Source organism: Salegentibacter sp. (assembly GCF_041642575.1).
In the GTDB taxonomy this organism is placed as follows: Bacteria; Bacteroidota; Bacteroidia; order Flavobacteriales; family Flavobacteriaceae; genus Salegentibacter.
Window position 1 is genome coordinate 1 of the sequence record NZ_JBEPWD010000020.1, and the last position, 15,874, is coordinate 15,874.

General features: G+C 41.4%; 10 protein-coding genes. 1 reads left to right on the plus strand and 9 read right to left on the minus strand.

The window, feature by feature from the left end; all coding sequences use genetic code 11:
- Window positions 1–1,038: saccharopine dehydrogenase family protein (locus tag ACESK1_RS05385; protein ID WP_372918684.1), on the plus strand; the 1,038-nt coding region annotated here is incomplete at its 5' end.
- 36 nt (window positions 1,039–1,074) lie between these two features.
- Here the strand turns inward: ACESK1_RS05385 and ACESK1_RS05390 are convergent.
- From ACESK1_RS05390 to ACESK1_RS05430, 9 genes are all read right to left on the minus strand, one after another.
- A complete protein-coding gene (locus ACESK1_RS05390; RefSeq protein ID WP_372918686.1) occupies window positions 1,075–2,508 on the minus strand; it encodes a glycosyltransferase in 1,434 nt (477 codons plus the stop codon).
- Window positions 2,509–2,510: 2 nt separating this feature from the next.
- The gene (locus ACESK1_RS05395; RefSeq protein ID WP_372918688.1) at window positions 2,511–3,338 is read right to left on the minus strand and encodes a hypothetical protein; all 828 of its coding nucleotides are present in this window, start codon (window positions 3,336–3,338) and stop codon (window positions 2,511–2,513) included.
- A complete protein-coding gene (locus tag ACESK1_RS05400) occupies window positions 3,338–4,564 on the minus strand; it encodes a YaiO family outer membrane beta-barrel protein (RefSeq protein WP_372918690.1) in 1,227 nt (408 codons plus the stop codon). Before ACESK1_RS05400 ends, ACESK1_RS05395 begins: the two co-directional genes overlap by 1 nt.
- Before the next feature lie 2 nt (window positions 4,565–4,566).
- Window positions 4,567–4,929 (minus strand): response regulator transcription factor, encoded by a 363-nt coding sequence (locus tag ACESK1_RS05405; RefSeq protein WP_372918692.1) that lies wholly within the window; start codon window positions 4,927–4,929, stop codon window positions 4,567–4,569.
- Between the two features lie 10 nt (window positions 4,930–4,939).
- Window positions 4,940–7,390 (minus strand): ATP-binding protein, encoded by a 2,451-nt coding sequence (locus ACESK1_RS05410; protein WP_372918694.1) that lies wholly within the window; start codon window positions 7,388–7,390, stop codon window positions 4,940–4,942.
- A 142-nt stretch (window positions 7,391–7,532) separates the two neighbouring features.
- The gene (bglX, locus tag ACESK1_RS05415) at window positions 7,533–10,505 is read right to left on the minus strand and encodes a beta-glucosidase BglX (protein WP_372918696.1); all 2,973 of its coding nucleotides are present in this window, start codon (window positions 10,503–10,505) and stop codon (window positions 7,533–7,535) included.
- A gap of 147 nt (window positions 10,506–10,652) precedes the next feature.
- Window positions 10,653–12,296 (minus strand): family 16 glycosylhydrolase, encoded by a 1,644-nt coding sequence (locus tag ACESK1_RS05420; RefSeq protein ID WP_372918698.1) that lies wholly within the window; start codon window positions 12,294–12,296, stop codon window positions 10,653–10,655.
- 12 nt (window positions 12,297–12,308) lie between these two features.
- A complete protein-coding gene (locus ACESK1_RS05425; RefSeq protein ID WP_372918700.1) occupies window positions 12,309–14,396 on the minus strand; it encodes a hypothetical protein in 2,088 nt (695 codons plus the stop codon).
- A gap of 12 nt (window positions 14,397–14,408) precedes the next feature.
- Complete coding sequence (locus ACESK1_RS05430; RefSeq protein ID WP_372918702.1) at window positions 14,409–15,872, minus strand: RagB/SusD family nutrient uptake outer membrane protein; 1,464 nt, start codon at window positions 15,870–15,872, stop codon at window positions 14,409–14,411.
- Window positions 15,873–15,874: the final 2 nt, after the last annotated feature.

Consider the following 15,874-nt stretch of genomic DNA (forward strand, 5'->3'; position numbering starts at 1 on the left):
GGAAACCGTACGCTCTCTAATGCTCAGGAATTAGTCAAATGGGTTAGAGAAGGAACCACAAAAACTTGTGAGATAGAGGCCTTTCATCTCCCGGAAGATAAAGTGACCGAAGAAATGAAAGCCATCCTGCAAAAAGCAGATATCATCCTGGATTGCTTGCCGGGCAGCCTGGCTCCAAAGATTGCTAAACTGGCCAAGGACTATAAGTTGCATTATGTGAATCTAACTGAATATGTAGCAGAAACTGAAGAGATCATGGAACTGGCCCGCGATGCAGGCTCCGGTTTCGTCCTGCAAAGCGGACTCGCTCCCGGGTACATCAATATCCTGGCCATGAGTCTTTACAAAGATTTCTGCAAAGATTTTGAAGTAGAAAAAGTTGACAAACTGGAGTTTAAAGTGGGCGCACTCACAAAGAATGCTGTTTCCCCACATTATTACGGTTTCACCTGGAGCCCCGTGGGCGTAGCAACCGAATATTTGAACAATGCTCTGGTGCTGCGCGATTACAAAAAGACAAGCCTTTCTCCTCTTTCGGAGCGGGAACGCATCATCATAGAAGGATTAACTTATGAAGAAGACCTGACTTCAGGTGGAGCAGCAGATCTTCCCGATGCCCTGGCGGGAAAGGTACGCAGCCTTGACTACAAAACCCTAAGGCATCCGGGACATTACGCCTGGTTGGAGCAACAATTAAAAAACACCGGAGAAGGCCCTGAAGCAGTGAAGAAGCTACAGGAGATCATGCAATCCGTCATCCCAAACCTAGAAAACGACCAGATCGTATTGTATGCCGCGGTAGAAGGAAAGGATAGCTCGGGAACTTTACAAAGACGCGAGATTTCAAAACACATTCTGCCCCTGCAGGTAGGGAAACATAACTTAAGGGCTATCCAGACCACCACCGCTGCCGGCTTACTCCAGTGCGCCCTGATAATTCTCGAATCAAATAAAAAAGGGCTAGTTCTACAAAGTATGATCGACCCTGAAGAATTTCTGAATGGGAGTTTTATTGTCCCGGTTTATGGGAAGGGTTAAATCCGGGGCAATAGAGATGCTTTCTGCGAAGACTTATTAACCTGGTCTTTTATCAAAACCGGTGCGGGTCATTTCACCCCAACCTTTATTCCCTCTTAGTTTTTCCCAGTTTCCTTTTATCGCTGCGTACACGGTAAACGGATGAAAAATCAAGGGTTCCAACAGCGCAACGCTGGTTAACATTCGCAAATCCTTCAAGGTTTCATATCGCTGAAAAGTAGCCTCTTCAGAATAAAGGGCGATCATAGAAAACATTACTGCATATAAATAAACCAGCAATAGGAATAGAAAGAAGAATTTCCAGCTTATGATCCCAAGAACAACCAATAAAATCGTAATTAAGATCCCTATCATCTCAATAATTGGTGCGTAATATTCAAAAAACATCCAATAGGGATAACTTAATAAGCCCAACAATTTGTACTTTGGATTAAACATCATTTTTTTATGTCTCCACAAAGTTTCCATAGTGCCTCGCATCCACCGGCTTCGTTGCTTTCCCAAAATTTTATAAGATTCAGGGGCCTCCGTCCAGCATAATGGGTCTGGAATATATTGCACGGCATAATCTTCTCCTTTATCTATCATAAACCTTCGCATCCTTACAATAAGCTCCATATCTTCCCCTACTGTGGTCGTATCGTAACCTCCGGCTCTCATGGCGATCTCCCGGTCAAACATTCCAAAAGCACCGCTTATAATTAACAATCCATCAAGTTTGTTCCAGGCCATTCTTCCCAAAATAAAAGCGCGTAAATACTCTATTACCTGGGCCCGGGCAAGGAAATTCCCGGGAGCTTTTACTTCCACTAATTTCCCAGCCTTGATCACGCAGGAATTAGCAATTCTCACCACGCCGCCGGTGGCTATAATACGTTTATCTGAAGCTTCCAAATAAGGTTTGGCCAGCTTTAGAAGAACATCCTTATCCATTATACAATCTACATCTATACATACCAGGTAAGGATTTGTAGAAACATTTATACCGGTATTGAGAGCATCGGCTTTCCCTCCGTTTTCCTTATCTACTACAATTAATTTGGAAAAAGAAGGATTGGAGGATCTGTAAATCGCTTTTACATTTTTAGTCGCAATTTTTGGATTATACTCCATATCGCTTTCCACCAGATCAAAGGTTTTGGTTAAAACCGGAATGGAATTATCCTTACTCCCGTCGTTCACCACGATCACATCAAAATTGTTGTAGTTTATCGCTAAAAGCGAACGCACATTTTCTTCAATGGTTTTTCCCTCATTATAAGCGGGAGCGATCAAAGACACCCTGGGTGCACTCTCCAAAGCCAGTAGAGCATTGTAATTCACGAAGCGATTTTTCCGAAGATAAGATTTAAGGGAAAATCCGGATATTGCTGCTAAAACAATATAGGACAGCATCACCAAACCTGCGAAAAACAGGATAAGGTAATTAAAAATATCAATGAAAATATCTAATGCTTCAATGCCGGTCATAGCTAACTTATTTGTTCGGTTTTTCTAAGTGCTCCCGCGATTTCTCTTCTTAAAGTTACGTCTTTGGTCTGCTGATAAAATTTTGAAAGCGCAGGGTAATGTTCAATGGAATTGTAATAATTTATAAGCCTAACCGCGAGTAAAACCACCGAGCGATTTTTACTTTGCAGTAATTCCAACAAATTGGATGGCGCCCCGATCTTATGTTTTTTAACCGTGTACAAAATATTACTCTGCACCCATTCGTTCATATAAAGCTCTGAACTGCTAAACTTCAGGATTTCGCCAATTCCCTTGAGCTTTATCATACCTAAAAGAACCTCGGTCCTCACCATTTTATTATCGTGATTTTTATAAGAAACAATTCTTGGATAAGCCTTTTGAAAATTCATTCCCGAAAGATCTCGTATTCCTTCTACAATATAGGTCCAGGAAGACGCATTCAATTTTTCAAGGGAATAGTTCACCAGGCCTGAGGCTTCATAAAACTCTTCCAGTTTCCTGCTGTAATTTCCGCTGTAACTCTGATGCAGGGAGAGCACCGATCTAATCGCTACACGTTTAAAAAGTACCGAATTCAGATTCTTCTTAAAAGCTTCGGCTTTAATTACTTCTTCAACCTTTTTATCATCGAAGAGAAATTCAAAAAGCACACTGTCTAATATTGCCTGGTATTCCTTCTTTCGCTTATCCTCATTTATCCGTTTAAGTCTTTTTATAAAAGTCACCATCAAGAAAGAAACTGCAACCAGAAAGATCACCAGGTTTAGCCCGATGATAAAACTCTCCAGCGAAATAGGCTCAAGCTCAAATTTTTCCAGATCCATCATTAAAATCGCTTGCTTAAAATGAGTTGAGCATTTAACCTGTTCCGGAAACGATCTGGTGAAAACTCCTCTCGTTCGTACATGAGAATAGGCTGAATAAAGAAATTATCGCCCAGGCGATAGCGAATATTTATTCCTGCCCGGTAAGAATTTACTTCAGAAAGCTGGGCAGTCACTACATAGAAATATGGAATTCGCCCGTATTGTAAATCGAGCTGAATATGCGATTCGCGGTTCAAAAAGGATTTTTTTAGATGAATATTATGTGACGGAAACCATTCCTTTTCTTCTGAAACTAAAAACACCCGGTATCCAATTTGATATTCTCCAAAATTAGCAGCCGTAGAGCCTGTAAACATCGTCACCTCTGCCGCGGTAAAGTCTAAATAACGTAGGCCCAGCGAAGTATTGAAAATGCTGAAATTATAAAAATATTCGGCAGAAAATCTGAATTCGGGAAACACCGGACTTTCATTTGAAATTCCTGCATTTAAATACAAATAACTGTTTTCACTTATTTTTGGATAAAGATCTATTTCCCCCTGAAGGGCTTCTTTTCCAAAAACATTTCCATAGTTTAATCGAACGCTATAGGGAATGAAATCTGATTTTCGTGTGTATTCAAAATGTCCAAGCTGCCAGGGATCAGCATCTTCTATTTCGGTGTGCAGGTAGCCCACCGAAAGAATATTCTTTTGCTTTTTAAGGAGTCGGGTTTTCAGGTATGCGGCATCGCTATAATTTTCGGCAGTTTTGGGGATTCCCTCCAGGTTTAATAAAGCCGCTTTGTCGCGTTCTAATTGCTCTAAGGCCAAGGCTTTGCTTAAAAGATATTTTTCTCTTTGCTGCGGAAAAGCCTCAATCCCTTTTTCTGAATTCTCCAGGAGTGCTTCTGCATTATCTGATGCCAGTTCTATCTGAATCAATATATCTAATGCTTCAGCGTTTGGAGAATTTTGATTTACCAGATCGGTAAGGTTAGACCTGGCCTTTTCATAATCTGAATTCCAGAAATAAAGACGACCCAAATAGATATGATAATCTTCGTTTTCAGGAAATGCAGCGCTTAATTTTTCAAGTTGATTTATAGCAAGGGTATAATTTTCACTTTCAGCATAAACTCTGGAAACCTGGAATAAAGAATCGGGATTTTTTATTTGCTGGGCCTGAAACTTAAAACTAAAACCCAACACGAAGATTAAAAACAGAAGTCGTGTCAAATTTTTCAATTTCAGGAAATTAGTTTTTCAATTCGCTTTAATAAAACCGAAGGACTAAAGGGTTTGGTGATAAATTCATCTGCGCCGAGGTCAAAAACTTCCAGTTCGGTAGCTTCCACCCCCGAGGAGGTAAGAACGATAACCGGAATATTAATCTCTTTTAAAGTACGCGTCGCATGGATAACCTGCTGTCCTCCCGCATACGGAAGGTTTAGATCGGTGATCACGAGATCTATTTTATCAGCTCTGGTTTCAATAAATTCTATTGCATCCAGACCATTGTCAAAATCGGTTACCTGATATTTGTTGGATTTTAAGAAGTAGGCGAGTGATTTTTGCAGCATCTCATCATCCTCCACAAGCAAAACATTCATAATTGGGGCGTTAACTATGTTTTTCCAATATATTAAAAATCTCCTGGATCTGCCATTTTAATGCTTTCAAATTTGCAGCAGTTTCATTGCTATCTACCGGAATTAATTCCAATTTTTCGAGTTTGTTTAAGGTGGTGGTATCGGCGCCTACAATTCCAAAAGAGGTTTTGAGCTTATGGGCATTGTTGGCTAAATTTTTATAATTCTCAACCTGGAAATCCAATTCCATTTCTTTCAGGATTTCCTGAGATTGTTTTCTAAAAGTATCGATCATTTCTTCCTCAAATTCTTTGTTCCCGCCCGAAAGTTCTTTTAGAATTGCCAGGGACACCTTTGGGAATTTTCTCTCAATTTTTCCTGAAGATTTTTTATTTGAAGAAGCTGTAGTCCATTCATCGATCATAGAAAGCAATTCCTGCCTTTCAAAAGGTTTGCTTAGATAATCGTTCATCCCTACATCCAGGCACTTTTGTCTTTCAGAAACCATAAAGTTAGCAGTAAGGGCAATTACAGGAATTTGCAACTTAAGTTCTTCCCGAATCGCCATAGTTGTTTCATACCCGTTTTTTAAAGGCATTTGTAAATCCATAAAAATAAGATCGTAAATGTTTTCCTCAAGGTATTTTAGCGCTTTTTCACCATCAGCAACAATATCTACTTCATGACCTTTTTCGCTTAAAATAGCTCTTACCAGGCGCTGGTTTAACTCATTATCTTCACAAACAAGAATCCGGACACTGTCGTGATTTTCATGAATTTCAGGCTTTGACTCCATTCCAGGGAGTTTGCTTAGTACTGCAGGTTTATAGGGAATGGTGAAAATAAAATCGGTTCCCTTGCCTACAACACTCTCAACTCTAATTTCGCCCCCTTGTTTTTCTATAAGTTGTTTAGAGATATTTAGTCCCAACCCGGTGCCTCCATAATTACGCGAAGTATTTTCTTCAGCCTGGGTAAAGCGTTTAAAAATAATTTCTATTTTCTCCTCCGGAATTCCAATTCCCGTGTCTGAGACTTTAAATTTTAACTGTACTTTCCCGTTTGTTTTCCTTGAGCTTAGCCTTAGTTTTACATTCCCTTCTGAAGTAAATTTTATAGCATTCCCTATTAAATTGATTAGAATCTGAGAGAGCCGATTTTTATCACCCATTAAAAGTTTTGGAACCCCGGGCTCAATATGAGGGATTAAACCGATTTTCTTTTGATGAGCCTTAAGATGAAGTATTGCAGAAACCTTGGAGACCACCTCTTCTACATCAAAAATCTCTTCTTCGATTTGTAGCAACCCGGCTTCCATCTTAGAAAGGTCCAAAATATCGTTTACAATATACAACAGGGAATCCCCGGCAGTTTTAACCGATTGCAGGTAGTTTATCTTCTGGTCATTACTTTCCTTTTCTAATAAAAGATTTGTAAAACCCAGTACCGCGTGAATGGGGGTCCTTATCTCGTGACTAACATTTGCGATAAAATTATCTTTTTGCTTATTGAGATTTTCGGCAAGTTCCTTAGCATTTTGCAGGGATAATTCGGCTTCAATTTCCCGGGTAATGTCCTGGGAGATCATTACTATTTTAACCAGCTTATTTTCTAAATTATGGATAGGATTATAAGTTGCCTGCAAATAAAATTCTTCCCCATTCTTATGTATTCTTCTTAATCTACCAGTCCTGAATTTACCTCTTTTGAGAGTTGCCCATAATTTACTGTTTTCAGTCAAATCTTCAAAAGGAATTAATATTTCGTATTGTCTACCCAAAAGCTCTCCCTCTTTATAGCCCGAAATTTCTTCAAAATTATTATTAACTGAAATTATATTGCCATCGGGTGTAAACTCAACCACCCCGCTGGAATTACGAATAGCTCTCATCAAATCCCTGTTTTCAGTCTCTTTTAATTCAAGCTTCTTTTGAGTTTCTGACACTTTCTCCTCCAGAATAGCGTTGAGTTCGGTACCCAAAGCTTTATTCATTTTTCTTGCTTCCATCAAGTGCATCGCTTGCCTGGTAAGCATTTTCAAGGCTTTTCTTTGTTTTTTGGTGAGTTTCTTCGGTTTATCTCCAACCACGCAAACCGTACCAATATTATAACCGTTTTCAGCCTTTAATGGCATTCCCGCATAAAAACGAATGCCGTGCTCTGCTTTCACCTTAGGATTTTCCTTTACCCGTTCATCCAAAAGGGCATCAGAAATCTCCAACAATTCATCCTGTACCACAGTATACTGGCAGAATGTTTCTTCAATTGGCACCTCATCCAAAGGAATCCCAACCTTGGCCTTATACCATTGTCTTTTGTCATCTATCAAAGAGATAATGGCTATGGGCACTTCACAAACAAGCGCGATTAACCCGGCTAATTCATCAAAATCTTTTTCGAAGGGGCTATCCAGGATATTATAGGAAAGTAAGGTCTGGAGTCTTTTAATCTCCTCTTTTTCTTCAAATTCGGTATTGTTCATATAGGGCAGTATGAACCATCAAAGGTATTAAAAAAGAATTCCTTCAATTTATAATACCAATAAGCTTTTACCAATAAAAAAACCCTGCAAACCAAAGCCTGCAGGGTTAAAGTCAAAAAATTCAGTTAATTGACCCTTTTCTTTATTGAGTAACCTTCACATAGTCGATTATAAATTCCCTGGGGAAGATAGAATCGTCTACATCGGGGCCTCCAAAGTTTCCTCCCACTGCCAGGTTCAGTAGCAGATAGAAGGGATGATTGTAAGGATAGGTTTCATCATTCTTTACTTCAGGAGAAAAAGTATAGGTCTTTTCATCGTTGATAAAGAATTCGATCGCATCCTCGCTCCAGTCCATTCTGAACACCTGGAAATCTTCTGTAATTCCGGGAACGGGAGTACTTTTAATATTTTCGGTCTCTCCATGGCTTGCCGGGGTATGCAGGGCATTATGAAGGGTATCCGGCTGGCGGCCTACAAATTCCATAATATCTATCTCTCCCGAAGCAGGCCAGCCTACCTCGCTAATATTGTTTCCTAACATCCAGATCGCCGGCCAGAGCCCGTGACCATCGGGGAGTTTAGCTCGAACCTCAACACTGCCGTACTTAAACTCTACCTTATCCTTAGTATTGATCTTTCCTGAAAAATACTTGTCGCCTTCTTTAACTGCCTTTATGATCAGTTTACCATCTTCAACACGCACATAGTCGCGGCTATAGATCTGGCGTTCGTTATTCCCCCATCCGCAAAGATCGGGACAACCATCGCCTTCTTCGTAGCTCCAATGCTCCATGTCCAGCTCATCACCTTCAAAATGATCTTCAAAAACCACTTCTCTTTCTTTTAAGGTGAATTCAGCTTTCTTAAGATCCCGGGAATTTCCACCGATGAAGATTTCAAAATCTCCGGCTTCCGCTTCCCATTTTTTATTCGCGTTATAGAACTCCAGCATTTCTTCATCTATAGTGAAGTCAACGCTTTTGCTCTCGCCGGGAGCAAGGGTCACTGCCTTAAAGCCTTTAAGCTCTTTCACAGGTCGGGTAGTACTGGCTACAAGATCACGGATATAAAGCTGCACGATTTCCTTACCTTCTACATTTCCTGTGTTAGTAAGTTCTACGCTGGCCTGGATGCTTCCGGTTGCTTCCATTTCTTCTGAAGAAAGGCTAAGCTCGCCGTATTCGAAATCGGTGTAACTAAGTCCGAAACCAAATGGGTAGAGCGCATCATTTCTCTCATCAGTATAAGCAGAATAGGTCACATGCTCCTCACTGGAGGGACGTCCTGTGCTTTTCTGGTTGTAATACAGAGGTTCCTGACCTACCGCTCTTGGAAAAGAAACCGGTAATTTCCCTGACGGATTATATTTTCCGAATAGCACATCGGCGATCGCATTTCCGCTTTCAGTCCCTAATTGCCAGGCCACAGCGATGGCCGGAATGTTCTCTGAAGCCCAGCTGATCTCAAGTGGTCTTCCGTTGATAAGCACCAAAACGATATTCTGATTCACCTTGTAGATCTCCTCCATTAATTCCTGTTGTAATCCGGCCAAACCAATATTCACCTGGCTCCTGCCTTCTCCAGCCTGGAATGCATCTTCTCCAAGGGCCATCACTACAAGATCGGCTTTTTTAGCGGTTCTGATTGCTTTCTTAAATCCTGATCTGTCGGTGGTATTGATCTCCAGGGGCATTAAGAAACTTCTTTCTCCAATTCCCAGGTCTGCGCCTTTCGCATAGTTAATTTTCACATCACTACCGGCAGCATTTTTAATTCCTTCCAAAACCGATACAGCCGAATTGGTTTCTCCCTGTGCTCTCCAGTTTCCTATTGGGGAATCTTTATCGTCGGCCAATGGCCCGATAACCGCAATATTCTTTACTGAAGATTTCAGCGGAAGTAATTCTTTTTCGTTTTTCAGAAGTACGACAGACTTGCGGGCAACATCGCGCGCAACTTCTCTGTGCTCCTCATAAGGAACTTCCTTCTGCAGGTCAGCATTGGAATAACGATAAGGATCGTCGAAAAGTCCCATTTTGAATTTAACTCTCAGCACTCTCCTAACGGCATCATCTATATCTTCCTGACTAACTTTTCCTTCTTCCAATAGTTCCACAAGGCTGGATTCATAGGCTCCACCTTCCATATCCACATCACTACCGGCATTCAAGGCGATTTCTGCAGCATGTTTTTTATCTTTTGCAAAACCGTGGTCTACCATTTCAATTATAGAACCCCAGTCTGAAATCACAAAACCATTCCAGTTCCAATCGCCTTTAAGGATATCCCTTTGCAGTACTTTATGCCCTGTGGCAGGAGTACCGTCAATATCGTTAAATGCGTTCATTACTGTTGCCACTCCGGCCTTGGCCGCAGCTTCAAAGGGAGGCAACAGCGTATTATGAAGTTCGTTCTCTCCTATATGCACTGTATTATAATCACGTCCCGCTTCGGCAAAACCGTAGCCAACAAAATGTTTCGCAGTGGCGGCAATGGTTTTTTCATCGGCCAGGTCATTTCCCTGGTAGCCTTTCACTTTCGCTACGGCTACCTGTGAGGTGAGATAAGTATCTTCACCTGAGCTTTCCATAATTCTACCCCAACGGGCATCACGGGAAATATCAATCATTGGAGAGAAGGTCCAGTTAACACCATCGGCTACAGATTCCAATGCGGCAATCCGGGCCGATTCTTCCATTGCTTCAAGGTCCCAGCTGGCAGTTTCTCCCAGGGGAACAGGAAACATCGTTTTATAGCCATGAATCACATCATAGCCAAACATCATAGGTATTTTAAGGCGGGAATTTTCCATTACCAGCCTTTGTGCTTCCGCGGTGGCTTCTGCCGAAAGTACGTTCAACATAGAGCCTACGCGGCCATTCTTTATATTTTCTTCTTTTTGTTTGTTATCCATTTCAGAAGCCGGACCGGTAAGGTCCCAACTGCCGTTGTATTGCACCAGCTGGCCTACTTTCTCCTCAAGAGTCATTAAGGATAGCACCGAATCAACTTTTGATTCCACATTTTTGACCGAGCTGGGTATTTCTGAGTTTTGTCCCGTAACCATAAGGCTTCCGAAAAGGAAAAGGAACATCAGGGGTATATTTTTCATCTTAAATTATTTTATAGGTTACCTCTTCTGAGAAATTTCCTCTGCGGAAATTTTCAGTTCAGTGCATCCTGAGCCCGGTCCCACCCCCGATTATTCGGGGGTGTCCAGGTTCTTTGGCAACCAGAAAATCTGGCTAATTCTCAAAGTTTATTGAAATACCCTGATGTAATCTACTTCCATTGAAGATTCCGCGAAATCAGGGTCAATTTCGCCTCCAAAAGTTCCTCCCATCGCTACATTCAGGATGAGGAAGAAGTCTTTATTGAAGGGGGAATCAGGATTGTTTTCATAAGTATGATAAACCTCACCGTCTACAAGGAAGATTATATGATCTTCGGTCCATTCTACGGTATAGATATGGAAATCGTCGCTCACACCATCAACCGTAATGGTATTGCCATCGGCATCTCCACCAGATCTACCTTCGTAATGAAGGGTACCATGAATAAGGTCCTGTTCGTTTCCGGCGTGTTCCATAATATCGATCTCTCCGGTTTGCGGCCATCCAACTTCATCAAAATCGGAGCCCAGCATCCAGATCGCGGGCCAGGTCCCTGCGCCTTCCGGCAACTTGGCTCTGGCTTCGATCCTTCCGTAAGTGAATTCAAAATTATCTTTTGTAGTTATTCTTGAAGAAGAATAATCAAAACCTTCAGTGTCTTCAGCCTTGGCGGTAATCACAAGGTTCCCTCCACTTATCACCGCGTTATCTTCGGTGTAGTATTGAGACTCCTGGTTACCCCAGCCGTTATCACCATTTCCGGTCTCGAAGTTCCAAACTGCAGGATCAAGGTCCCCGTCAGTATCGAAATCGGCTTCCCAAAGCAACTCATCGTACTCTGATTCAAATTCCTCTTCGGGTTCTTCGCCTGATTCATCTTCAGACTCTGATGTAATAATAAACCACCAGTCGAATTCTCCATTCCCATCTGTAGATCTAATGACAAGTTCATTAGGTACAGAGCGATCAAATATTTCATATCGGTGATCTCCGCCAATGTAATAACCTATAAAGCCTATTCCGGTAAGGTTAATGGTTTCATTACCTCCTGGCGCAGAGATTGACCAGTTTTCGGTATAATCATCGAATGGAATATTCAGCACATCTGCACCCTCCGTTTCACAATCACAGCTAACTCCTAATTGATCTACCAATGGGTCTCTTCCGAATACAGTACCTGAAGCATCATCATTAGTGATATCGGTAATATGAACAAAAGTTCCATCTTCTTCGAAGATATATCTGTCATCATACATTCCAACTCCGGCTTTTTCATTTGGACCAGCACCATACCATTCCGTAGGTGTATTTCCTCCTACAGGGCCCAGACCAAAGTGACCGGCAGCTTCAGCTTTAATACGCCATTCTTTAGCACCATCTCCAATTAATTTTTCAAGTAGATCGGCCGGTGGCTCATAAGTTACCAACACCTCAACCTCTACGCTTGTAGTACTGGCAGTCCCGCCGGGACCATAGGCTATTATTTTAACATTATGTGTTTGGGTACCGGTTTCGGAAAATGGATGCGTATAAACCCCACTGGCTGTGGTTACCTCAGTTCCATTTTCAAAAATGAATTTATAGGTCATGGCACCCTCAGCTGTTGCAGTAAAGGTTACCTCCCCGCTACCGTCTCCATCAGGCATATCTTCTGATTGCCCAAGGATAGCTGTCTCTACCTGAAGATTGGTAGGAGCAGTGATCTCACCTATATCGTAATCGTCATCGGTACAGGCCATAAAAAAGACCAGCATGAAAACCGAGAGACTTATCTTAAGTATATTTTTCATTTCTAATTATTTTTAATTCGTAAGTTGAATATCATCGTAATAGTAAATTGATCCATCACCCCGTAGTTCTCCAGGAAATTCAAAGAACATGATCACTTTTCCATACTCCTGCGCAGTATCTATTCCCACACTCGAGAAATCGAAGACTAACTCTTCCCATTGGTTTTCCTTAGTGGTCATTACAGATACCTCACTATTAATATTGCTATCAGTATTATTTTCAAGTTTCATCAATACAGGAATCCCGGCTTTAGGAGAATATACTTTCACACTGATTTTCGTAGTAGATGAAAAGTCTATAGGCGCCTCAAGTTCGAGTGTGGCTCCTGCCCAAGGTTGAGAATCAACAGTTTTAGTGAATTTAACCACCGTACTACTAGGGTTTATACCTCCAGGGACGGGATTGGTTTCTATTGCAGTTTCTGCGCCTTCAAAAGGAGTAAGAGCATAGGTCAAAGATGAATTTTCAAAACTTACCGGTAATGTAACGGTAGTTGCATTACTCTCAGAAGAAAAGTAAAGGTTGTCAATATAAAATGTACCACCGGGATCAGTTCCTACATCAAATTTGAACTGAAAAATATCGCTTATATCAAGGCCCTGACTGGTAAATTCAGACAAGGGAATTTCAATACTGTTCCATTGATTTGGAGTTACATCCAAGTTTACACTTTTTTCTCCTGAACCAGAAGAAATAAGGAAGAATGGAATTGAGGAATAATCTCCGGACCAGACATCAATGTGAACAGATTCAAATGCAGTTACATCTATATCCTCACCAATATCAATTCCCTGATAATTTGCATTGCCATATTTAATCGCCGCATTTCCATTTACAGAGACCTCTTCATACGTTGTAGATTGACCCCAATCTGGATAATAGTCAACTCCTGCCGGATCTGAATACTTATCACTAAATATTGACGTTACATTCTCCTCAACGTGAATTGGGGTTGGAGCAGCAATAACAGGCGAAGTTGGTACCTGTACACTGTCATCATAAAAGAATACATTATCAACAAGTACAGTTGTTTCACCCGCAGGTGCTGCTGAATATACTATTTGCGAGATATGTGCTCTGGTGGTTAATCCTGTGAAGTCTTCTAGAGGTATATCTAAAGTCACCCATTCACCTTGTGCAGGATTTTCTATTACCACTTCATGCTCAACATCATCACCACCTCCGTCATAGACACCGTTAGGTCCAAAGTCTACAAGTTTTACTCTGAAGGTTTCTGCATCAAGAGAGAAAATATCAGTACGGAAATGAGTCATGTTGGTTGCATCAATCTGAGTACTTTCAGTTATAACTCCAACATAATTCAAACTAGAATATACCTTGATTTCATTTCCATCAATATCCGTTTCTTCAAGTTCGGCTTCTGACCATTCAGTGATCCACATATCTACTGGGACATCAGTATAAGCATCACTGAATAGTGAAATAACACTTTCAGGTAATTTATTAGGAGTAGGAGCAGGAACTGGTCCACTCATTTCTACAGTTTCTTCATAATCAACAGTTGCTGCACCACCACTTAGGGCTACGACTCGCATATCATAAGTACCAGTTTCTGCATAAGTGTGAGTGACAGTTTCACCGGGCATAAGCGCAGTGGGTTCCTCGTCTTCAGTTTCGCCAAAGTACACATCGAAGCTGGTCGCATAGTCTGCTGAAGCTGAAACAGTAACAGAATACCCATCAGGATCCTTGGTAATAACCACCTCCAGATTTTCAGGTTGACGGAAAGAAACCGTTAGTGGTTGTACTCCGGTTGAAGTTTTTCCGTTTAAATTGGTTCCTGTTACGGCTACTTCATAATCGCCTTCTCCATAAACATGATCTACACTTTCTCCCGGCCTGATCTCAGAAGCTGCTTCACTTCCATCTCCAAAATCAATGCTGAACATATTAGCGCTTTCCCCCGTTGGGGTAATGCTTACAAGGCCTGAATTATCCTGGGTTATCTGGAAAATAGCTCCTAAATTGGCCGGTTCCTGGATCTGGTTTAGGTCAACCAGGGAATCGTCATCACTCTCACAGCTTATAAATGGTAGCGTGAGCAGTAAAGCAAAAATTATTTTATAGTATTTTTTCATAATCTTTATTTTTTAGTATCCGGGGTTTTGCTCCCAGTTACCCTGAGAAAATTCTATTTCTTCTAGCGGAATAGGGAATACTTCGTTTTTCCCTGAAGTAAAGCCGTCTATGTTGGCTGCTGCTCTTCCGGTTCTTACCAGGTCGAAGAAACGGTGTCCTTCTCCTACTAATTCTTTTCTTCTTTCCTGGAAGATGATTTCAGTAAGTGCATCCCCTGAATTTTCCACTTCCCTTAAACCTGCTCTTTCGCGAACCTCATTCAGGTAGTCTTGCGCAAGCTGGTCATTGATGTTACCTCGGTTAAGAGCCTCGGCAGCCATTAGCAATACATCAGCATAGCGAATCGCGCGATAATTATTGGGTTGGGTAAGGTTTGCATCTCCCATATTGTCATTTTTGCGCGGAAGATATTTCCTGTTGAAATATCCGGTATGTTTGTAACCTTCCCCATATGAAGCTCCGGTTTCAGCAGCCCAGGCTTCTATATCCAGGATTGATAGGTCTCTCCTGATATCATCATCAGAGAACATATCATAAGCTTCCTGGGTAGGAACATTAAAACTAAAGCCTGACTCAAACAAAGGTCCACTATAGTTTCTAATTCCCTGGAATCCTACAGCTACGTTTCCTTCGCTACACTGAAGACATTCAAAGCCTGCGCCTTCTTCTCCGGTATATTGAACTTCAAAGACAGATTCTTCGTTATTTTCGCCTTCTTGTTCAAAAAGAATATCAAAATCTGAAAGTGCATAAGGACCGTTATCGATCAATGTGGTTAGCACATTTGCAGCGTCATCAAATTCTTCCTGGAACAGGTGTACTTTTCCTTTCAGGGCCATAGCAGCACCTTTAGTTGCACGCCCTGTTTCCGGTGCGGTGTAGTCAAGATTATCTATAGCAAATTGAAGATCAGATTCAATCTGGTTATAAACATCTTCTCTTGAAGCCCTTGGGATAGTTTGCTCATCACCAAGTACAAAACGCTCATCCCCTTTGATAGGAATAGGACCAAACCATTTCATCAGTTCAAAAGTAAAATAGGCTCTCAGGAACCTGGTTTCAGCTATGATAGTTTCCTTACCTTCAAAATCGGTTTTATCCTGAAATTCCAGGATATAGTTGGCACGTTGCACTCCGGCAAAGTTCCAGTCCCACACATCATCCAGGTTATCGTTAATTGGGGTGTGTGACATTTCATCTACCTGTTGAAAACCGATAACATCGGTAGCGCTCTCTCCCCCACTTAGGGTATTATCTGAAGCGATCTCGCCCAGAAGCACATTTACATAAGTGGATTGAAGGATATCATAAACACCGATAAGAGCGTTATAATAATCATCTTCAGAATTGAAATAATTCTCCGAGTCTATAGTATACTCCTCGGTCTTATCCAGGTAATCCTCGCTACAGCCGGTGAATGTGATCACAGCCAGCAGCAGAAGAACGGATTTAATTTTTAAACTATATATTTTCATCG

Excerpts from the sequence above, each read along its gene's own strand:
- ACESK1_RS05430 (WP_372918702.1), bottom strand. The coding sequence starts at position 15,872 with ATGAAAATATATAGTTTAAAAATTAAATCCGTTCTTCTGCTGCTGGCT.
- ACESK1_RS05420 (WP_372918698.1), bottom strand. The coding sequence starts at position 12,296 with ATGAAAAATATACTTAAGATAAGTCTCTCGGTTTTCATGCTGGTCTTT.
- ACESK1_RS05405 (WP_372918692.1), bottom strand. The coding sequence starts at position 4,929 with ATGAATGTTTTGCTTGTGGAGGATGATGAGATGCTGCAAAAATCACTC.
- ACESK1_RS05395 (WP_372918688.1), bottom strand. The coding sequence starts at position 3,338 with ATGATGGATCTGGAAAAATTTGAGCTTGAGCCTATTTCGCTGGAGAGT.
- ACESK1_RS05390 (WP_372918686.1), bottom strand. The coding sequence starts at position 2,508 with ATGACCGGCATTGAAGCATTAGATATTTTCATTGATATTTTTAATTAC.
- bglX (WP_372918696.1), bottom strand. The coding sequence starts at position 10,505 with ATGAAAAATATACCCCTGATGTTCCTTTTCCTTTTCGGAAGCCTTATG.
- ACESK1_RS05425 (WP_372918700.1), bottom strand. The coding sequence starts at position 14,396 with ATGAAAAAATACTATAAAATAATTTTTGCTTTACTGCTCACGCTACCA.
- ACESK1_RS05410 (WP_372918694.1), bottom strand. The coding sequence starts at position 7,390 with ATGAACAATACCGAATTTGAAGAAAAAGAGGAGATTAAAAGACTCCAG.